The organism is Ureibacillus sp. FSL K6-3587 (assembly GCF_038593165.1).
GTDB classification, from domain to species: Bacteria; Bacillota; Bacilli; order Bacillales_A; family Planococcaceae; genus Ureibacillus; species Ureibacillus suwonensis.
In genome coordinates, this window is sequence record NZ_CP151969.1 from 1,392,677 (window position 1) to 1,413,688 (window position 21,012).

Below are 21,012 nucleotides of genomic sequence, written 5' to 3' on the forward strand. Positions count from 1 at the left end.
CGAAAGACAACGAAACATGTCAAATGAACCTTGAAAACTGAACACCGAAACGTTAATGATATAAATTTTCCAATTCGTTGACCCTCGTCGACGGATTGGATACGGACAAAAGTTTGAGCTAATCAAATTTTCTTTTATGGAGAGTTTGATCCTGGCTCAGGACGAACGCTGGCGGCGTGCCTAATACATGCAAGTCGAGCGGACCAATTAGAAAGCTTGCTTTTTAATTGGTTAGCGGCGGACGGGTGAGTAACACGTGGGTAACCTGCCCTATAGACCGGGATAACTCGCGGAAACGCGTGCTAATACCGGATAACACACCGAAGCGCATGCTTCGGGGTTGAAAGATGGTTCTGCTATCACTATAGGATGGGCCCGCGGCGCATTAGCTAGTTGGTGGGGTAACGGCCTACCAAGGCGACGATGCGTAGCCGACCTGAGAGGGTGATCGGCCACACTGGGACTGAGACACGGCCCAGACTCCTACGGGAGGCAGCAGTAGGGAATCTTCCACAATGGGCGAAAGCCTGATGGAGCAACGCCGCGTGAGCGAAGAAGGTCTTCGGATCGTAAAGCTCTGTTGTAAGGGAAGAACAAGCGCAGCAGTCACTGGCTGCGCCCTGACGGTACCTTACTAGAAAGCCACGGCTAACTACGTGCCAGCAGCCGCGGTAATACGTAGGTGGCAAGCGTTGTCCGGAATTATTGGGCGTAAAGCGCGCGCAGGCGGTCTCTTAAGTCTGATGTGAAAGCCCCCGGCTCAACCGGGGAGGGTCATTGGAAACTGGGAGACTTGAGTGCAGGAGAGGGAAGCGGAATTCCATGTGTAGCGGTGAAATGCGTAGAGATATGGAGGAACACCAGTGGCGAAGGCGGCTTCCTGGCCTGTAACTGACGCTGAGGCGCGAAAGCGTGGGGAGCAAACAGGATTAGATACCCTGGTAGTCCACGCCGTAAACGATGAGTGCTAGGTGTTAGGGGGTTTCCGCCCCTTAGTGCTGCAGCTAACGCATTAAGCACTCCGCCTGGGGAGTACGGTCGCAAGACTGAAACTCAAAGGAATTGACGGGGGCCCGCACAAGCGGTGGAGCATGTGGTTTAATTCGAAGCAACGCGAAGAACCTTACCAGGTCTTGACATCCCGCTGACCGCCATGGAGACATGGCCTTCCCTTCGGGGACAGCGGTGACAGGTGGTGCATGGTTGTCGTCAGCTCGTGTCGTGAGATGTTGGGTTAAGTCCCGCAACGAGCGCAACCCTTGTCCTTAGTTGCCATCATTCAGTTGGGCACTCTAAGGAGACTGCCGTACAAATACGGAGGAAGGTGGGGATGACGTCAAATCATCATGCCCCTTATGACCTGGGCTACACACGTGCTACAATGGGTGGTACAAAGGGCAGCAAACCCGCGAGGGGGAGCGAATCCCAAAAAGCCACTCTCAGTTCGGATTGCAGGCTGCAACTCGCCTGCATGAAGCCGGAATCGCTAGTAATCGCGGATCAGCATGCCGCGGTGAATACGTTCCCGGGCCTTGTACACACCGCCCGTCACACCACGAGAGTCTGTAACACCCGAAGTCGGTGAGGTAACCCTCCGGGAGCCAGCCGCCGAAGGTGGGACAGATGATTGGGGTGAAGTCGTAACAAGGTAGCCGTATCGGAAGGTGCGGCTGGATCACCTCCTTTCTAAGGATATAAACGGAAAACATTAACGTTTTGGGTTCAGTTTTGAAGGTTCATACCTTCAAACGTTGCTCCTGCGCGATGCGTATTCGAGAAGTGAAATCATTACTCGTCGCAAGCCTGCATGGAGCTGATTCGCTGACGTAAATTCAAGTTGCGAACGAAGTCAGTAGGCTTGTTCTTTGAAAACTGGATAAACGACATTGAAAGCAAGAAATTTACTGTAAAGTTCTTACGCTTTTCTGATAGAAAAGCAAACCATCAAGGGTTACGAGGCGCAAGCAAATCGTAAGCCGCAAGGTTAAGTTAGTAAGGGCGCACGGTGGATGCCTTGGCACTAGGAGCCGATGAAGGACGGGACTAACACCGATATGCTTCGGGGAGCTGTAAGTAAGCTTTGATCCGGAGATTTCCGAATGGGGCAACCCACTGCTCGTAATGGAGCAGTATCTTAACGTGAATTCATAGCGTTAAGAGGGCACACCCAGGGAACTGAAACATCTAAGTACCTGGAGGAGAAGAAAGAAACATCGATTCCCTGAGTAGCGGCGAGCGAAACGGGAACAGCCCAAACCAAGAGGCTTGCCTCTTGGGGTTGTAGGACACTCTATACGGAGTTACAAAAGGATGGGTTAGACGAACCGTTCTGGAAAGGACGGCCGTAGAAGGTAACAGCCCTGTAGTCGAAAATCCATCCTCTCCAGAGTGGATCCTGAGTACGGCGGAACACGTGAAATTCCGTCGGAATCCGGGAGGACCATCTCCCAAGGCTAAATACTCCCTAGTGACCGATAGTGAACCAGTACCGTGAGGGAAAGGTGAAAAGCACCCCGGGAGGGGAGTGAAAGAGAACCTGAAACCGTGTGCCTACAAGTAGTCAGAGCCCGTTAACGGGTGATGGCGTGCCTTTTGTAGAATGAACCGGCGAGTTACGATTACGTGCAAGGTTAAGTCGAGGAGACGGAGCCGCAGCGAAAGCGAGTCTGAATAGGGCGAAAGAGTACGTGGTCGTAGACCCGAAACCAGGTGATCTACCCATGTCCAGGGTGAAGGTGAGGTAACACTCACTGGAGGCCCGAACCCACGCACGTTGAAAAGTGCGGGGATGAGGTGTGGGTAGCGGAGAAATTCCAATCGAACTTGGAGATAGCTGGTTCTCTCCGAAATAGCTTTAGGGCTAGCCTCGCGTAACGAATACTGGAGGTAGAGCACTGTTTGGACTAGGGGCCCACCTCGGGTTACCGAATTCAGACAAACTCCGAATGCCAGCTATTTAGACGCGGGAGTCAGACTACGAGTGATAAGATCCGTGGTCAAGAGGGAAACAGCCCAGACCACCAGCTAAGGTCCCAAAGTAACCGTTAAGTGGAAAAGGATGTGGCGTTGCTTAGACAACCAGGATGTTGGCTTAGAAGCAGCCATCATTTAAAGAGTGCGTAATAGCTCACTGGTCGAGTGACGCTGCGCCGAAAATGTATCGGGGCTAAACGGTTCACCGAAGCTGTGGATTCGTGCTTCGCACGAGTGGTAGGAGAGCGTTCTAAGTGCGCAGAAGTCAGACCGGAAGGACTGGTGGAGCGCTTAGAAGTGAGAATGCCGGTATGAGTAGCGAAAGATGGGTGAGAATCCCATCCACCGAATGACTAAGGTTTCCTGAGGAAGGCTCGTCCGCTCAGGGTTAGTCGGGACCTAAGCCGAGGCCGAAAGGCGTAGGCGATGGACAACAGGTTGATATTCCTGTACCACCTCCCCGCCGTTTGAGCAATGGGGGGACGCAGGAGGATAGGGAAAGCACGCCGTTGGTCGCGCGTGTCCAAGCCGCAAGGCGGGGAAGTAGGCAAATCCGCTTCCCGTAACGCCAAGCGGTGATGGGGAGCCTCTTTGGAGGCGAAGTTCCTGATTTCACACTGCCAAGAAAAGCCTCTAGCGAGGCGGGAGGTGCCCGTACCGCAAACCGACACAGGTAGTCGAGGAGAGAATCCTAAGGTGAGCGAGAGAACTCTCGTTAAGGAACTCGGCAAAATGACCCCGTAACTTCGGGAGAAGGGGTGCTCATTGGGGTGCAAGCCCCGATGAGCCGCAGTGAATAGGCCCAGGCGACTGTTTATCAAAAACACAGGTCTCTGCAAAACCGCAAGGTGACGTATAGGGGCTGACGCCTGCCCGGTGCTGGAAGGTTAAGAGGAGGAGTTAGCGCAAGCGAAGCTCCGAATTGAAGCCCCAGTAAACGGCGGCCGTAACTATAACGGTCCTAAGGTAGCGAAATTCCTTGTCGGGTAAGTTCCGACCCGCACGAAAGGCGTAACGATCTGGGCACTGTCTCAACGAGAGACTCGGTGAAATTATAGTACCTGTGAAGATGCAGGTTACCCGCGACAGGACGGAAAGACCCCGTGGAGCTTTACTGTAACCTGATATTGAATTTCGGTGCAACTTGTACAGGATAGGTAGGAGCCGTAGAAGGGGGAGCGCCAGCTTCCCTGGAGGCGCCCTTGGGATACTACCCTGGTTGTACTGAAATTCTAACCCGCAAGCCTGATCGGCTTGGGAGACAGTGTCAGGTGGACAGTTTGACTGGGGCGGTCGCCTCCCAAAAGGTAACGGAGGCGCCCAAAGGTTCCCTCAGAATGGTTGGAAATCATTCGCAGAGTGTAAAGGCATAAGGGAGCTTGACTGCGAGACCTACAAGTCGAGCAGGGTCGAAAGACGGGCTTAGTGATCCGGTGGTTCCGCATGGAAGGGCCATCGCTCAACGGATAAAAGCTACCCCGGGGATAACAGGCTTATCTCCCCCAAGAGTCCACATCGACGGGGAGGTTTGGCACCTCGATGTCGGCTCATCGCATCCTGGGGCTGTAGTCGGTCCCAAGGGTTGGGCTGTTCGCCCATTAAAGCGGTACGCGAGCTGGGTTCAGAACGTCGTGAGACAGTTCGGTCCCTATCCGTCGTGGGCGCAGGAAATTTGAGAGGAGCTGTCCTTAGTACGAGAGGACCGGGATGGACACACCGCTGGTGTACCAGTTGTCTTGCCAAAGGCACAGCTGGGTAGCTATGTGTGGACGGGATAAGTGCTGAAAGCATCTAAGCATGAAGCCCCCCTCAAGATGAGATTTCCCATTGCATAAGCAAGTAAGATCCCTCAAAGACGATGAGGTAGATAGGTCCGAGGTGGAAGCACGGTGACGTGTGGAGCTGACGGATACTAATCGATCGAGGACTTAACCAAAAGAAATGCTTTCAATGCCGTTATCCAGTTTTGAGAGAACAACCTCTCTACAATACATAAAACAAGTCTAGTGATGATGGCAAAGAGGTCACACCCGTTCCCATACCGAACACGGAAGTTAAGCTCTTTAGCGCCGATGGTAGTTGGGGGCTTCCCCCTGCGAGAGTAGGACGTCGCTAGGCTCAAAAAGTCATTACTGACAGAAAGTTGGTAGTGGCTTTTTTTTATTGCCCCCAACTACCAAAGACCGAAGGTCAGCTCGGCGCGATACAGAAGCAGGAATAAAAGAGTCAAGTAGAAGAACCATTAGTAGCAGACGAGAAGCACGGGGACCAAGAAGATCAAGGAAGCGAGGCGGCACGGAGCGGAGCGTACTTGGTACGTGAGCACCGGACCGCCGAAGCTGACGTAGAGATTCGCCGGTCAACGTGCTTCGGAGTTCGCGCCGATGGTAGTTGGGGGGCCCCCCTGCGAGAGTAGGACGTCGTCAATGTTTTTTCATATTGAAATTTCACACAAATAAAGACAGAAAGTCTGTTCATTTCTAGATAAGGAGACAAAATTCGATTCAATTTAAAATTAATATTTAGAGGATACAAGAAAACAAAGAAAAACGATTCATCCATAAACACCGAACCACCAAAGCTGACGAGATTCGCCGGTCAACGTGCTTCGGAGTTCGCGCCGATGGTAGTTGGGGGGCCCCCCTGCGAGAGTAGGACGTCGTCAATGTTTTTTCATATTGAAATTTCACACAAATAAAGACAGAAAGTCTGTTCATTTCTAGATAAGGAGACAAAATTCGATTCAATTTAAAATTAATATTTAGAGGATACAAGAAAACAAAGAAAAACGATTCATCCATAAACACCGAACCACCAAAGCTGACGAGATTCGCCGGTCAACGTGCTTCGGAGTTCGCGCCGATGGGAGTTGGGGGGCCCCCTGCGAGAGTAGGACGTCGTCAATGTTTTTTCATATTGAAATTTCACACAAATAAAGACAGAAAGTCTGTTCATTTCTAGATAAGGAGACAAAATTCGATTCAATTTAAAATTAATATTTAGAGGATACAAGAAAACAAAGAAAAACGATTCATCCATAAACACCGAACCACCAAAGCTGACGAGATTCGCCGGTCAACGTGCTTCGGAGTTCGCGCCGATGGGAGTTGGGGGCCCCCTGCGAGAGCAGGACGTCGTTAATGCTTTTTCAAATAAAATACATACAGATAAAGACCGAAAGTCTATTCATTCTTGATAAGGAAACAGAATTCAATTAAAAACGATACAAGTTATTTAGTAATCTTCATAAGTTGTGCAATCATTTTTGTTGCTTGTACAAAAGAAAATGACCATGGGGAAGTGTCTAAAGCTGAAAATGCTAACAAGGAGTCTTCCGGTGTTCTGCAATGGAAAGTCCAGAATTGCCTGCTACGCTGGAGGAAATTATCAGCGATCCAGCGGGGGTATTTAGCGATAAAAATATTACGATTAACGACGAAGAAGTAATATTATTTTCATAAAAATCATCTTTCTAACCTTTTTATTGCCATTACAGACGATTATCATTACAAATGTTTATAATCAATGGAAGCGCATATAATCCAATCCCCCCCGTAACACTGATTTACGGGGGGTTTAGGATTCAACATCCTCATGCCTATATGAAAAAACGGAAAAGAAAAACTTTTTAAATTTACTACTTGAAAAAAATGAAAATATGGTTATAATGTAATCTGTACTCAATAAAATAAAATTTTGTTAAAACCGTTCCGAAGTAGCTCAGTGGTAGAGCAATCGGCTGTTAACCGATTGGTCGTAGGTTCGAATCCTACCTTCGGAGCCATTTTTATTGCCTTTTTTCACCCCAAGATGTCTAAATGCCTTCCTCTGCATTGTTTGATGAATCCTTCCGAAAGTTTTCGTTCCTTATAAACATTTCCCCTGAAAAAACTAAGAATGAAAGTAGAAAAAGCATTTATTTAACAATAAAATAATTTTCCCCATACATAATTCATCTATCAAATGTTTTTCTTCAAAAAATATCATATTAAAATAACTTCTTAGTATTTTCCGTCAGTAATTTGGAGATCAGGAAGATTGTAAATGATAAAAAATGTTGAAAAAGCAGAAAATTTTAATCATAAAAAAGAAAAATCGGTAATATATAATACAAAACATTTTGTCCATCAATAGTTGATTAAGAATAATAAATTTGAAGGGGGAACTTTGTTGGGGCCGATTTTGGAGATAGAAAATGTTTCATTGCATTTTGGAGGAGTAAAAGCTTTAGATCAAGTTTCTTTTTCTATCAATGAAGGTGAAATATTCTCACTTATTGGTCCAAATGGGGCAGGAAAAACAAGCATGCTGAATTGTATTAGCGGATTGTATCAACCGACGAGTGGATCCATCCGCTATAAAGGAAAAGATATAACGGACATGAAGCCTTATGAACGGACTGCCTTGGGAATTGCCCGAGCCTTTCAAAATATCGCTTTGTTTGCTCATATGTCGGTGTTGGACAATATTAAATTGGGCAGACATACTTTGATGAAATCCGGCGTGTTCAGCGGCGGAATTTATGTTGGAAAGGCTTCAAAGGAAGAAATTGAACATCGCGAAAAAGTGGAGGAAGTGATTGAATTTTTGGAGCTGCAAGACATTCGCCACAAACCGGTGGGAACCCTTCCTTATGGCCTTCAAAAACGGGTGGAAGTTGGACGGGCATTAGCGTTGAATCCGGAGCTAATTTTGTTGGATGAACCGATGGCTGGCATGAACGGCGCTGAAAAGGAAAGGATGTCGCAATTTATCCTGGATATGCACGAAGTCATGAAAACGACTGTGGTTCTGATCGAACATGATTTGGGAGTGGTCATGAGTTTATCTCATCACATTGCGGTGCTGGACTTTGGAAAACGGATAGGGTTTGGCACGCCAAAAGAAGTCAGAGAAAATCCAGATGTTATTAAAGCTTATATTGGAGAGGATACCGTTATTGAAGGGGGAAAAACATGGTAAAAGAGGTGACGTTGCCATTTCTATTAGTAGAACGGGCAAATCAGGATTCCTCTGGAGTCGCTTTAAGGCAGAAACAGTTGGGGATATGGAAGGAAATCACATGGAACGATTATTTAGAAAATGTCAAAAAACTCTCGATTGCATTGCATAAGCATCTTGATTTCAAGGCGGGGGAAATCCTCGCAATCATCGGGGAAAATAAACCCCAATGGTTATATGCCCAGCTCGCAACACAAACCATTGGCGGAATTTCGGCGGGAATCTATCAGGAATCTTTGCCAGAGCAAATCCGATATTATTTAAATGATCTGAAGCCGAGAATCGTTATTGTGGAAGACCAGGAACAAGTCGATAAATTGTTATCCATTGAGAAGGATATCCCGTTTGTTGAACATATTGTCCACTATGATGTTCGGGGGTTGCGTCATTACCAAAACTCCAAATTAATCTCCATGAAAGAGTTATTAAAAATTGGAGAAGAACATTTAAAAGTACACCCTGCTTTCTTTGAACAACAAATCACTTTGCTAAGCGGTCATCAGGAAGCACTCATTTCCTATAGTGCGGCAACCAGCGGAGATCCCAAAGCGGCTGTGTATACCCATCATCAATTGATAGAAGCGGCAAAAAACTTGATTCAACTGGATGAAATGAAAAAAACGGATGACTACTTTTCTTTTTTACCGCTTGCATGGATCCATGAACAGATTATGGGCATCGTAATCCCTATTGTAATAGGGTTAACAGTGAATTTTCCGGAGCGGCCTGATACGGTGATCGGCGATTTAAGAGAAATTGGTCCCCAAACGGTGGTGGCTTCACCAAGAGTGTACCAATCAATCATGTCCAATGTGCAGGTGCGTTTAGAGGGAGCCAGCTGGTTGAATAGAAAAGTGTATCAATTGTTCAAAAAATACGGGGATAAACGGGCAAAAGCAAAGTTGGAAAAAATCCGCTTGTCCGCTTTTGATCGATTCATGTACTTCCTTGGAGATGCCATTGTCTTTAGTGCGATACGTGACCACTTGGGATTTGCAAGAACGAGAAGGGCCTATGTGATAGGAGCGGCTTTGCATCCTGAAGCGTTCTATTTTTACCATGGCATCGGAGTGAATATTAAACAGACCTATGGCGGGACAGAAGTTGCAGGAATTGCCATTGTCCAACGGGATGATGACATCAAAGCAGGCAGTTCCGGAGTGGCGCTTCCGAATACGGAAGTGAAAATTGGGATCGACGGTCTTGTCTATTTGAAAAATAATGCGATCTTCTCCAGATATTTAAAACCGGAACATCAAAGATGGATCGTGGATGGATGGATTTCCCTCGGAGATAAAGGGTTTATTGATAAAGACGGTCATTTATTTATTTTAGACCGGAAAGAAGACGTCATCGTCATGCCGAAAGGAGAAATTTATCCTCATAAAATTGAAAATATCATAAAGTCCAGCCCTTATATTCAAGAAGCCGTTGTAGTGGGAAAAAACCGTCCATTTTTGACGGCGCTCATTAACATAGATATGACTACGGTTGGAAGATGGGCGGACAAACGGCGGATAATATATACAGAATTTTCTGATTTATCTGTAAATAAAGATGTGATTGAATTCATCGAGCAAGAAATGATAAGGCTGATGGACGAATTGCCGCCGCAAGAACGGGTGAAAAAAATCATCCTGTTGCCCAAACAGTTCACGGCAGATGCCGGTGAACTGACACGGACATTAAAAATCAGAAGGAATCATGTGGAAAACACTTATAAAGATCTTATTGATGCAATGTATTCCAACAATGGGACGGTTCAAGTCCGCATATCGGAAGCGGAAATTCCGTTGCGCATCATTCAATTGGAGAGGAATTTGGAGGTGACTGAGGATGTTCTTATTGCAAATGCTTATTAATGGGATTGTCGTCGGCAGCATTTATGGTCTTGTTGCCTTGGGATTTGTATTGATTTATCGGGCAAGTGGTGCGCTGAATCTTGCAAATGGCGAATTTGTTCTATTTGGTCCGTACATTTGCTTAGTCATCATGACCTCATTAAACGTGCCTTTCCTTGCAGCGTTTATAGGTACGTTAATCTTTAGCGCGGTCCTGGGGTTGGTTGTCGAGCGACTGGTCATTCGGCAATTGCAAAATGCCCCAACCATTTCCGTCATCATGGCAACTCTTGGATTATCCAGTTTACTCGCGGGTGCAGTCCATATTATTTGGGGGCATTCAACCAGAACATTTCCACCGGTATTTCCTCAGACACCGTTAAATTTGGGAGGCATCATCGTCACTCCCGTCTACTTATGGTCCTTTATCATTGTCGTGATTTTGTTGATCGTTTTTTCGATTTTCTTCAAGTTTTCCAAGATTGGACTTGCCATGCGGGCCGTAGCCGACGACCGGCAAGCTGCATTATCCATGGGGATGAGCGTGAAGTTTGTTTTAGCGGTGACATGGATGATTGCCGCAATGGTTGCCGGCATCGGTGGAATTTTGCTTGGAAACATCAATGGAGTCAACCCTACGATGTCTGCCATCGGTTTGACGGTTTTGCCCGTGGTCATTCTTGGAGGTCTTGATAGTATCATCGGTGCGATTATTGGAGGATTTCTGATTGGCATCATTCAAAACTTGGCAGGAGGCTATTTGGATCCTCTCGTAGGGGGAGGTTTAAAAGATGTAGTGCCATTCATTGTCGTTCTCTTAATCTTAATGCTAAAACCACATGGCTTATTTGGCAGCCGTGGTATTGAGAGGGTGTAATCAGATGAGGAATTTGTTTGTGAGAGAATGCGGAAACTATATAACTTCCTATAAAAAGGATATGAAGCTCTTTGGTACAAAGAGTGAAATCATAAAATGGCTCATTTTATTGATCATTCTGCTGACATTGCCGCTATATGCCTCCAACTATTGGGTGGGTCTGTTGACGCTATGCGCCATTTCTGCAATTGGCGCCATCGGATTGAACATTTTGACGGGATTTACCGGCCAGATTTCAATCGGAGTCGGCGCCTTTTTAGGGGTTGGAGGATATACAACAGCCATTTTGACAACAACTTATGGATTAAGTTTCTGGATATCCCTTCCTTTGGCGGGGATTGTCACAGCGTTGGTGGGAGGTTTGTTTGGAATCCCTTCACTAAGGCTGAAAGGATTATATTTGGCCATTGCTACACTCGCCGCCCAAGTCATCATTACATTCATCATCAGCCGATGGGACAGAGTGACGGGCGGGACGGCAGGGATGGTATTAAGCCGGCCGGTCATTGGAAATTATGTTCTCACATCGAATGCTTCTTACTATTACTTAACCATCATCATTTTAATGTTGACTGTACTTTATTCGGTAAACCTGTTAAGAACAAGGGTCGGGCGGGCGTTTTTGGCGGTTCGGGACCGGGATATTGCGGCACAAATCATGGGCATCAACTTGTTTTACTATAAGGTGTTGGCCTTTATTATCAGTTCCTTTTTCGTAGGAATCGCCGGTGCATTGCTGGCTCACTACACAATGATTGTGAGCCCGGAACTTTACAATATTCAAGTTTCCATTCAGTACCTCGCCATGGTGTTGATTGGCGGATTGGGAAGCATCCTGGGTTCCATCTTAGGGGCAATTTTCATCACTTTGTTGCCGGTTGGACTCACTTCTGTCGTTGACCTGTTAACCGCCTACATGCCGGATCTTTACCAATTATTCTCCGCCTTCAAAGAATTCGTTTTCGGTTTGACGATTATTCTCTTCCTAATTTTTGAGCCGGGCGGTTTAGCGCATATTTGGCAAAACATTAAAAACTATTTTAGAGTCTGGCCATTCTCTTACTAAGGTTGATAAAAAATTAATTATATAAAAAACAAGGGGGATCAGATGTTGAAACGCAAAAGTTTATTGGGGTTTTTACTAGGGGTGTTGTTGCTCATTCTTTCAGCATGCGGAGGCCAAGATTCGGCCAGTCCAAGCACTTCTTCCGATTCATCCGGATCCGACGGAAAGAGAACCGTCGTTGTTGGCGGTTTGTATGATATTACAGGAGGTACCGGAGATGTAGGAACCCCTTATGCGGAAGGGGAAAAAGCTTACTTCGAGTATTTGGAAATGAAAGGTGGAGTGGAAGGGCTGAATTTAAAACTAATCGGTAAAGACTACGCTTATCAAATTCCGGAAGCGCAAAAACTTTATCAAGAATTGCGTGACAAGGAAAAGGCTGTTGCCATATTAGGTTGGGGTACAGGGGATACGGAAGCGTTAAGACAACAAGTTGCTTCTGATCAGCTGCCATTCATTTCAGCTTCCTATTCCGAAAACTTGAAAAATATTAAAGAAAGTCCATATAACTTCTTAACCGCCGCTTCTTATTCCGATCAAGGACGGGCAATCCTGAAATGGATTGTTGAAAATCATGAAGGTGACAACCCTCCGACACTGGCGCTTCTTTATAATGATACAGCATTCGGTAGATCACCGATTGAAGATATCAAAGCCTATGCTAAAGAAGTCGGAGTGGAAGTGGTAGATGAACAGGTGATTGATGTTCAGGCAACAGAAGCCCAATCCCAATTGCTGAATATGGAAAAGAAAAATCCGGATTATGCGATTATTCAACAAACATGGGGAGCAACTTCAACCATTTTGCGTGATGCCAAAACATTGGGCATCGATACGCAATTTATCGGTTTAAACTGGGCAGCGGGAGAAGGAATCATTGATATCGTTGGAGCGGATGTTGCCGAAGGATATATGGGCATCCTTTCCCACGCATTTCCATATGAGGATATGCCAGGGATGGCTGAAATTAAAGAGTATTTGGATGCAAAAGGCAAGACGATTGATGATATCAACCAAAAATTTGTACAGGGATGGGTTGCTGCAAAAATAATGGTTGAAGCAATCAAAATCGCTGCTGAAAAATACCCTGATGGAGATTTGACAGGTCCACAAATTCGTGAAGGTCTTGAATCCATTCAAAATCTGGACTTGGGAGGACTTGCCGCAAATGTATCATTTGCACCGGATAATCATGCCGGAACAGAAAAGACTCGTTTGGGTATTGTAAAAAATGGAAAATGGGAGCCGATTACTGATTACTTCAGCCATAACGATTAATAGATGGAAAAAACTCCGAAAAGGGACAAACCATTATTGTCCCTTTTCTCTTTAATGTTGATGAAAGGGGATAAAAATAATGCTCCGTGTAAATAATTTGGAAGCGGTATATCAAAAAATGATACTTGCATTGAGAGGAATTTCACTGCATGTCAAGGAAGGCCAAATTGTTGCCTTGCTTGGCAGCAATGGTGCGGGGAAATCCACCACATTAAAAGCCATCTCGGGACTCTTGGCGGCGGAAGATGGGCATATTACAGACGGAACAATAGAATTTCAAGGGGAAATCATAAACAATACTTCACCGGATCAATTGGTGAAAAAAGGAATTTTTTTGTGCATGGAAGGCCGTCGAATCTTCAAAGACTTGACTGTGGAAGAAAATTTGTGTGCGGGGGCTTATACAAGAAAAGACCGTTCTGCCATAAAAAAGGATATTGAAAAAATTTACGGATACTTTCCTAAATTGAAAATGCTTGAACATCGCAAAGCGGGATATTTGTCCGGCGGAGAACAGCAAATGCTGGCCATTGGCAGGGGACTCATGGCAAAACCGAAATTGCTGCTTCTTGATGAACCATCATTAGGGATAGCACCGCTTCTGGTAAAGGAAATTTTTGATAATATCAAAAAAATTAATGAAGAAGAAGGGTTGACCATCCTGGTTGTTGAACAGAATGCCAATATCGCCCTTTCCATAGCCGATTACGGTTATATCATTGAAAACGGAAGGGTTGTAATGAAAGGCGAAGCTGCCGCTTTGTTGGAAGATAAAACAATTAGTGAACATTATTTGGGGACAGGGAAAGGCCTTAAAAAAGGCGGAATCTACCGGCGCCGTCAACGGATTGTGTGGTGATTTTGCGTACAGCTACCTTGAAGGGGTCACTTCCTTTAAAGGTAGTTTTATTTTTTTAGAAAAAAATTATATTTTCTATTGCATAGTAAAAAAAATCATGGTAATATAACTCTTGTCTTGCGAAAAGGCGAATGGCCCCTTGGTCAAGTGGTTAAGACACCGCCCTTTCACGGCGGTAACACGGGTTCGAATCCCGTAGGGGTCATTATTTTTTTCTTCATTTTAGGAGGATTAGCTCAGCTGGGAGAGCATCTGCCTTACAAGCAGAGGGTCGGCGGTTCGATCCCGTCATCCTCCACCATATATATTTGGAGGGGTAGCGAAGTGGCTAAACGCGACGGACTGTAAATCCGTTCCCTTTGGGTTCGGCGGTTCGAATCCGCCCCCCTCCACCATTTTATTGGGGTATAGCCAAGTGGTAAGGCAACGGATTTTGATTCCGTCATGCCCAGGTTCGAATCCTGGTACCCCAGCCATTGTTAATCAATAAACTCGGATATGTAGCCCTTCAATAAAGTGTGGATTAAATGATTCTAACTGACAAAAGGGCTTGTCTAAAAAGTCCATAAAAACAGAGCGAATGGAGAAAACAATGAGTTTTTCCATTCGCTCTGTTTCCTTATTTTTGAAATTGGTTTGGGAATTTGCGGCCCATTTCAGTATGTTGTGGGCCATTGCCACAATCCCGAATTCTGTTCGGACTTTATGAAGCCCCCGTAACAGAAATCGAGTGAAACGCAAATTGCCCTTGATGTTCCCGAACACACTTTCGACATCCACTTTACGCTTCGCATAAAGAGCTGCCTTTTGTTCGTCACCAAGAGCTGCTTTGGCTTTCGCTTTCATTTCTTCATAAATCGTGTTCCAATATACTCGACGATTTCCTTTGGCTTTCGTACACCCATTCTTCAACGGGCAATCCGTACAATCTTCACACTCGTACACTTTCAAATCTTGTATGTATCCAGATGCATTTTTTCTTTTTTGATAATACTTGAATACGACTTTCCGATTGTTCGGACAGATAAAGCAATCGTCTTCTTCGATGTATTTCCAGTTTTGTACTTTTGATAAATCCTTTTTAAACTTTTTACTTTGTTCCTTCAAATAGGTTTGGTATGGGGCTAATAATTCAAAACGAGGTTCTTTTTCTTCGCCAATCGCATATAAATAGTTTTCTTCACTCGCATATCCTGCATCGGCAATGACATACTTGAGTTTCTTTTCCTTCGGTATCGATTCCAATAACTTTTCCATAAATGGTTGGAAACAGCGAGTATCTCCTGGATTTTGATAAATTTCAAATCCCACGATAAATTGATGTTGTGTGGCGAGTTGAACATTATAACCCGCCTTGAGTTGGCCGTTTTTCATATGGTCCTCTTTCATTCGCATAAAAGTGGCCTCATGGTCGGTTTTCGAGTAGCTATTTCGTTCACCTAGAATCTGTTTTTGTACTTTGTATTTTCGTAATCGTGGAAGATAATCCGTTTGAATCGTTTTCAGTTGTTTGGTGAGTTGGGATTTTTTAGAGCGAAGTTCTTTTTTTCTTTCTTTGTCTTCTTCCTGTTTATAATCTTTTTCCAAAGCTTCTATTCTCTCAGAAAGTTGTGCCGATGATTTTTCTAATTCTTCTTCTAATTGTTCTTCTTTTAATTCCTCCAAGGCGATTTGGTGCGCTTCTTGTAGAAACGATTGAATTTTGGCTCGTAGTTTCTGATCATATTTTTCTACGGATTTTCGCCATACAAACGTATATTTGTTGGCATTCGCTTCTATTTTCGTACCATCCACAAAAATATGGTCGAGGTCGATAAATCCTTGTTCTACTAGTTGAAGGACAAATTGTTCAAATACAGAATCCATCATGTTTGACATACGAACACTACGAAAATCATTTATTGTGCGATGGTCAGGGGTTTGCAATCCCGCCAACCACATCATCGGAAGATTTTCTTTCACCATTTGCGCTATTTTCCGACTTGAATAAACGTTTTGAGTGTACGCATATAAAATCACTTTCAATAACATTTTAGGGTGATAGGGTGCACGACCCCCACCAACATAATGAGTATACAACACTTCATCCGGAATCGATTCCACCATTTCATCCACTAAACGGGCGACATGATTTTCAGGAATATACATTTCGATATCTAAAATGCTCATGACTTGACGATTGCAATAAGGTTGGAAAACTAGCTTTTTGCGTTTCTTGTTCTTTTGAACCTCTATTTTTTGAATACCCTCTAGAGTCATTTCTAATTGCGTGTTATAATTTTCTTGAATAGTCATTTGATTATTCATAAAAAATCGTCCTTTCTTTAGAATGTTTTTTTGGTCAATTTCATTCTATAAAAAAGGACGATTTTTTTGTACCCTAAAAACAGAAAAAAGGGCTGAGCCGAAGGTCGATTCAATCGACTTTTCGGACAGCCCCTTTTTTTTTTTTTTTTCCCTGAAATAACCGGGATAACAGGAGTTGAGTAAAAGTGATAAAAAATTGATGGGTTGGGTAAGAATGCTCATAATTTTGCACAAAATTTGAAATGCCGGCAAATACGCAAATTGTTCCGAACATCCTTTTAAACGAATTCATTTGGCGACAGACTTTGAATAATTATGCATCATTATGTCAAGTTGAGTCACAGGATAAATTTCCTATAGAATAAAAAGTATCTAGGGGGTGTTTTTTGATGGAAAAAAAGAAAATTTCTATTATCGGTGTTCCTTCTGATTATGGCCAACAACGTCGGGGTGTGGATATGGGGCCAAGCGCGATGAGATATGCCGGAGCCATTGAGAGATTGGAAAAATTAGGTTATGATGTTAATGATGAAGGAAATGTATCAGTCCACAAAACGAAGAAAACAAAAAGCGAAGAAGATAAATTATTGAATTTGGAAGAAGTGTTAGAAGTCAGTGAACAATTGGCGGAAAAAGTCGATGAAGTAATAAAGCAGGGAAGATTCCCGGTCATTTTGGGGGGAGATCATAGCATTTCCATCGGTTCCATTGCCGGAATAAGAAGGCATTATAAGAATTTGGGAGTTATCTGGTTCGATGCCCATACAGACATCAATACGCCGGAGACGACCCCTTCCGGAAATATTCATGGAATGCCCTTAGCGGTTAATCTTGGACTTGGGGATGAGCGGTTAATCAATGTTGCAAAGGATGCTCCTGCAGTCAAATTTGAAAACGTTGTCATCATCGGTGCCCGTTCGATTGATGAAGGGGAAAAAGCTTTAATAAAGGAAAAAAAGATCAAAATTTTCACAATGCATGAAATTGACCGTATGGGGATGTCGAAAGTCATTGAAGAAACCGTGGCTTATTTGAAGGCACGACAAGTGGATGGGGTGCATATTTCCATTGACTTGGATGCGCTGGATCCGATCTATACACCCGGTGTTGGAACGCCGGTGCCTGGCGGAATCACTTATCGGGAAAGTCATCTGGCGATGGAAATGTTGGAAGAAGCAAAAATTATTACTTCTTGTGAATTTGTAGAGGTCAATCCAATTCTTGATGAACGCAATAAAACGGCTGATACTGCAGTAGCATTAATGGGATCGTTGATGGGAGAAAAATTAGTGTAAAAATCACTATTTATTTCTATATATTGACTATTCTATACTTGATTAGATAAGATGAAAAAAATTTTTTATATGTTAGAAAAAAAGTGAAACTTTTTATTGAGTTCGTTCGTACAGTATTTAACCCAAAAGGTGGAGAGTTAATGTATGGATGCGTTAGTGAAAAAACGAATAAAGCAAGTGCTGAAAGGCGATCAAAATGCCTTTGCGGACATTGTAAGCCTTTATCAGCACAAGCTGTACCAAATTTGTTACCGAATGCTAGGAAATAAACAAGAGGCTGAAGATATTGCCCAAGAAGCTTTTGTCCGAGCGTATATCAATCTCCATACGTTCGATCCCAAGAGAAAGTTTTCCACGTGGCTTTATCGAATCGCGACAAACCTGTGTATAGACAGGATCAGAAAAAAAAAGCCGGATTACTATTTAGATGCAGAGGTCGACGGAACCGATGGATTGAATATGTATTCCCATATTGCCAATGACGATCAGCTGCCTGAAGATGCAGCACTTCAAATGGAATTTCAAGAACGCATCCAACATGAAATCAGCAAATTGCCAGAGAAATATCGTACGGTAATTGTATTAAAATATATTGAAGAATGTTCGCTTCAAGAAATTAGTGAAATACTTGACTTGCCTTTGGGAACAGTGAAAACTAGAATTCATAGAGGTCGTGAAGCATTGAGAAAGCAGTTAAACGAACTGTAGGAGGGGAAATCGCATGAGTACGTGTCCACAACACATTATTGAATATATGCACGAGTATCTGGATGGCGACATTAGCCGTGAACACGAGCAAGTGCTTAAACAGCATTTGAAGACATGTACGGCATGTCAAGAGCATATGCATCAACTAAGCGATGCGGTTGCATTTATTAAAAGTGCGGCACAAATTACGGCACCTCCACATTTTGAAGAAAAGGTAATGAAGCGTCTTCCTCGACCAAAAAATCGACTCGGTATACAAAACTGGCTGAGAAGACATCCGTTCTTGGTAGCGGCTGCCATGTTTATTCTATTTATGAGTGCAACACTTTTTGGAAGTTTCAATGATGATAAATTTTCAGTAACGAAACAACCGAACTTGGTAGTGGAAGGCCAAACCGTTATTGTCCCTGAAGGCGAAGTTGTGAAAGGCGATATCGTTGTAAAAAATGGAGATATTGTCGTTGAAGGTGAAGTGGACGGCAATGTAATTGTCATTAATGGAGAGTATATGGCATCCACTGCAGTGGTGACGGGCCAAATCCATGAAATCGATCAGGTATTTGAATGGGTTTGGTATGAAGTGAAACGGATGACAAAGGACTTTTTGGCACTGTTTGAAAACGGGAAAGATTAATTTGATCCTCCATTTTGGAATGAACTGCACCTTTAAGGATGCAGTTCTTTTTTTGTGATGGACATGATAATCCGTTCGGCTTAAATAAAGAAACATTTTCAAAAAAGTTTCGTTAATACTATAAAAGCTTAATGAATTTGATTATGATATACTTGATAATAGTATATAAATTGGGAAAATTTGATTTAATTTAGAAAATGAAAAATATTTGCATACTATTTTTATAAAACAAGCATAAACTATATCGCTTATGATTTATATGTGATTGATTTGGTTAAATAAGTGGGGGATGCCACATGAATATAATTGAGCAATTTACGGATTTTACACCTGTAAATATCATCTTCAGCTTTTTGGACATCATACTTGTCTGGTACGTGATCTATAAAATATTAACCCTAATCAGAGGAACAAAAGCGGTTCAATTGTTGAAAGGGCTATTTGTTATTATCGTTGCAAGAATTGCCACTGAAATTTTTGGTCTGGATACGTTAGGTTGGATGTTGCAAGAAGTCATTGATTGGGGATTTTTGGCAATTATTATCATTTTCACTCCTGAGATTCGGAGAGCCCTCGAACAGATTGGGCGGGGAAGATTATTTCAACGTTCAGTCAATCAATTGGAAGATGAACAGGCCCGTTTGATCGAAGCCATGAAAAAAGCGGTAAGCTATATGGCAAAACGGCGGATCGGTGCTCTCATTTCCATTGAAAAAGAAACCGGCTTAAACGAATATATCGAAACGGGCATCCGATTAGATGCAAATATCTCTTCAGAACTGATCATCAATACATTCATTCCAAATACCCCACTTCATGATGGAGCAATGATTATCCAAAAAAATCGTATTGCAGCTGCAGCTTGTTATTTGCCGTTGTCCGAAAGCACTTTGATTTCCAAAGAGTTGGGGACGAGGCACAGAGCTGCCCTTGGGTTAAGTGAAGTGACAGATGCCATTGTGGTCGTCGTGTCCGAAGAAACTGGGGCAATTAGTATTGCAGTGAACGGCAATTTACATAGAAATCTCACGTTGGAGAATTTCGAATCGTTGCTGAAAACATTATGGTTTGGCCCTGAAGGCGAATTAGAAGCATCCTCTAAGTGGACTTGGAGGGGGAAAAAGCATGGATAAATTTTTTGATAATATATGGGTGTTGAGGGCAACAGCCTTCATTTTGGCACTCCTGCTTTTCTTTTATGTGAAAGCCGAATTGACAGGCGGGAAAGAACCTACGTCAAATAATCAAGTGGACATTATTACAGATGTGCCGCTGGAGGCTTATTATGATTCGGAAAACTTGATTGTTACCGGTCTGCCGGAAACGGTGGATGTTACAATTGAGGGGCCGATGCAGCTCGTACTGCAAACAAAATTCAAAAAAGATTTTAAAGTTTTTGTTGACTTGAGCGATCTGTTAATCGGCAAACACAGAGTGACCATTCAGCATGAAAACTTTAATCCAAAATTAAATGTGACAATCGATCCTGAAGCGGTTGATGTGGTCATTGAGGAAAAAGTTACCCAAGAGTTCAAAGTGGATCCTGAAATCAATAGTCAATTAATTGCTGAAGGCTATATGCTAAAATCCATGACTGTGGAACCGAGCAAAGTAGTTGTTACAGGTGCCAAAAGTGCGATTGAAAGAATTAATTATGTAAAGGCAACGGTTTCGGCATCAAACGGAATCAAAGAGTCATTTACCCAAGAGGCGAACGTCAAGGTATTGGATGGCAATTTAAACAAATTGGATGTGTATATTGAACCACAGACAGTAAACGTCACTGTCGAGGTGGAAGAATACAGTAAAAGTGTTCCAGTGACGCTGAAACAAACAGGCTCCCCGCCGCCGGGAGTCGTGATTCGTCAATTGGAAACCGATACAAAATCGGTTCAAGTGTTTGGTCCAAAATCAATCGTTGACTCGATCAAGACGTTAGAAGCGGAGTTTGACTTATCGCAGGTGGATCATTCCGGGAATTATGAAGTGAATTTGAAATTGCCTAAAGGCGCTACAAGATTGGGAACTGATAAAATTTCTGTTCGGGCAAATATCACAAGAACATCCCAATCCGAAACAAGTGTTGACGAAACGACAAATGAAGAGCAAAATATCGATGAGTCAAATAGTGATGCAAACAGCAATTAAACCATATAAAAAGATAAAACCTATT

At 43.6% G+C, this 21,012-nt stretch carries 12 protein-coding genes, 5 tRNA genes and 3 rRNA genes; 19 read left to right on the top strand and 1 reads right to left on the bottom strand.

The genetic code is table 11. The features are described from left to right. Nucleotides 1–133 precede the first annotated feature (133 nt). The 14 genes from NSS77_RS06845 to NSS77_RS06910 all read left to right on the top strand — a co-directional run bounded on the left by NSS77_RS06845 (nt 134) and on the right by NSS77_RS06910 (nt 14,371). Nucleotides 134–1,686: ribosomal RNA gene (locus NSS77_RS06845) — 16S ribosomal RNA — on the top strand. Between the two features lie 296 nt (nt 1,687–1,982). After that, a 23S ribosomal RNA gene (locus tag NSS77_RS06850) occupies nt 1,983–4,909 on the top strand. A 66-nt stretch (nt 4,910–4,975) separates the two neighbouring features. Next, a 5S ribosomal RNA gene (gene rrf, locus NSS77_RS06855) occupies nt 4,976–5,091 on the top strand. Together the 16S, 23S and 5S rRNA genes form the textbook arrangement of a ribosomal RNA operon. Before the next feature lie 1,591 nt (nt 5,092–6,682). Then, nucleotides 6,683–6,757: transfer RNA gene (locus NSS77_RS06860), tRNA-Asn, on the top strand. Nucleotides 6,758–7,143: 386 nt separating this feature from the next. Next, complete coding sequence (locus NSS77_RS06865; protein WP_342470930.1) at nt 7,144–7,935, top strand: ABC transporter ATP-binding protein; 792 nt, start codon at nt 7,144–7,146, stop codon at nt 7,933–7,935. After that, the gene (locus NSS77_RS06870; protein WP_342470931.1) at nt 7,929–9,836 is read left to right on the top strand and encodes an AMP-binding protein; all 1,908 of its coding nucleotides are present in this window, start codon (nt 7,929–7,931) and stop codon (nt 9,834–9,836) included. Before NSS77_RS06865 ends, NSS77_RS06870 begins: the two co-directional genes overlap by 7 nt. After that, entirely contained in the window at nt 9,811–10,692 is an 882-nt protein-coding gene (locus NSS77_RS06875; RefSeq protein ID WP_342470932.1) for a branched-chain amino acid ABC transporter permease, read from the top strand. The genes NSS77_RS06870 and NSS77_RS06875 overlap by 26 nt, the downstream gene beginning before the upstream one ends. A 4-nt stretch (nt 10,693–10,696) precedes the next feature. After that, nucleotides 10,697–11,758, top strand: a complete 1,062-nt coding sequence (locus tag NSS77_RS06880; protein ID WP_342470933.1) for a branched-chain amino acid ABC transporter permease — start codon at nt 10,697–10,699, stop codon at nt 11,756–11,758. 42 nt (nt 11,759–11,800) lie between these two features. Then, the gene (locus NSS77_RS06885; protein WP_342470934.1) at nt 11,801–13,036 is read left to right on the top strand and encodes an ABC transporter substrate-binding protein; all 1,236 of its coding nucleotides are present in this window, start codon (nt 11,801–11,803) and stop codon (nt 13,034–13,036) included. 79 nt (nt 13,037–13,115) lie between these two features. Next, nucleotides 13,116–13,895: an ABC transporter ATP-binding protein gene (locus NSS77_RS06890; protein WP_342470935.1), complete on the top strand. Its 780-nt coding sequence runs from the start codon at nt 13,116–13,118 to the stop codon at nt 13,893–13,895. A 133-nt stretch (nt 13,896–14,028) separates the two neighbouring features. Beyond that, nucleotides 14,029–14,100: transfer RNA gene (locus NSS77_RS06895), tRNA-Glu, on the top strand. A 20-nt stretch (nt 14,101–14,120) separates the two neighbouring features. Next, nucleotides 14,121–14,196 (top strand) — tRNA-Val (locus tag NSS77_RS06900). A 9-nt stretch (nt 14,197–14,205) separates the two neighbouring features. After that, nucleotides 14,206–14,290 (top strand) — tRNA-Tyr (locus NSS77_RS06905). A gap of 6 nt (nt 14,291–14,296) precedes the next feature. Next, nucleotides 14,297–14,371 (top strand) — tRNA-Gln (locus NSS77_RS06910). Nucleotides 14,372–14,378: 7 nt separating this feature from the next. Here NSS77_RS06910 and NSS77_RS06915 read toward each other — a convergent pair. After that, nucleotides 14,379–16,202: an IS1182 family transposase gene (locus tag NSS77_RS06915; protein ID WP_342470936.1), complete on the bottom strand. Its 1,824-nt coding sequence runs from the start codon at nt 16,200–16,202 to the stop codon at nt 14,379–14,381. Between the two features lie 389 nt (nt 16,203–16,591). On the opposite strand from NSS77_RS06915, the gene rocF reads away from it, so the two are divergent. From rocF to NSS77_RS06940, 5 genes are all read left to right on the top strand, one after another. Further along, the gene (rocF, locus tag NSS77_RS06920) at nt 16,592–17,497 is read left to right on the top strand and encodes an arginase (RefSeq protein ID WP_342470937.1); all 906 of its coding nucleotides are present in this window, start codon (nt 16,592–16,594) and stop codon (nt 17,495–17,497) included. Between the two features lie 144 nt (nt 17,498–17,641). Further along, nucleotides 17,642–18,205 carry an RNA polymerase sigma factor SigW gene (gene sigW / locus NSS77_RS06925; protein ID WP_342470938.1) on the top strand — a complete coding sequence of 188 codons (564 nt, stop codon included), beginning with the start codon at nt 17,642–17,644 and terminating at the stop codon, nt 18,203–18,205. Between the two features lie 13 nt (nt 18,206–18,218). Then, complete coding sequence (locus NSS77_RS06930) at nt 18,219–18,839, top strand: anti-sigma factor (protein ID WP_342470939.1); 621 nt, start codon at nt 18,219–18,221, stop codon at nt 18,837–18,839. A 296-nt stretch (nt 18,840–19,135) separates the two neighbouring features. Continuing rightward, on the top strand, nt 19,136–19,972 hold the full coding sequence (gene cdaA / locus NSS77_RS06935) for a diadenylate cyclase CdaA (protein ID WP_342470940.1): 837 nt from the start codon (nt 19,136–19,138) through the stop codon (nt 19,970–19,972). Next, nucleotides 19,965–20,987 carry a CdaR family protein gene (locus NSS77_RS06940; RefSeq protein WP_342470941.1) on the top strand — a complete coding sequence of 341 codons (1,023 nt, stop codon included), beginning with the start codon at nt 19,965–19,967 and terminating at the stop codon, nt 20,985–20,987. Before cdaA ends, NSS77_RS06940 begins: the two co-directional genes overlap by 8 nt. Nucleotides 20,988–21,012 lie beyond the last annotated feature (25 nt).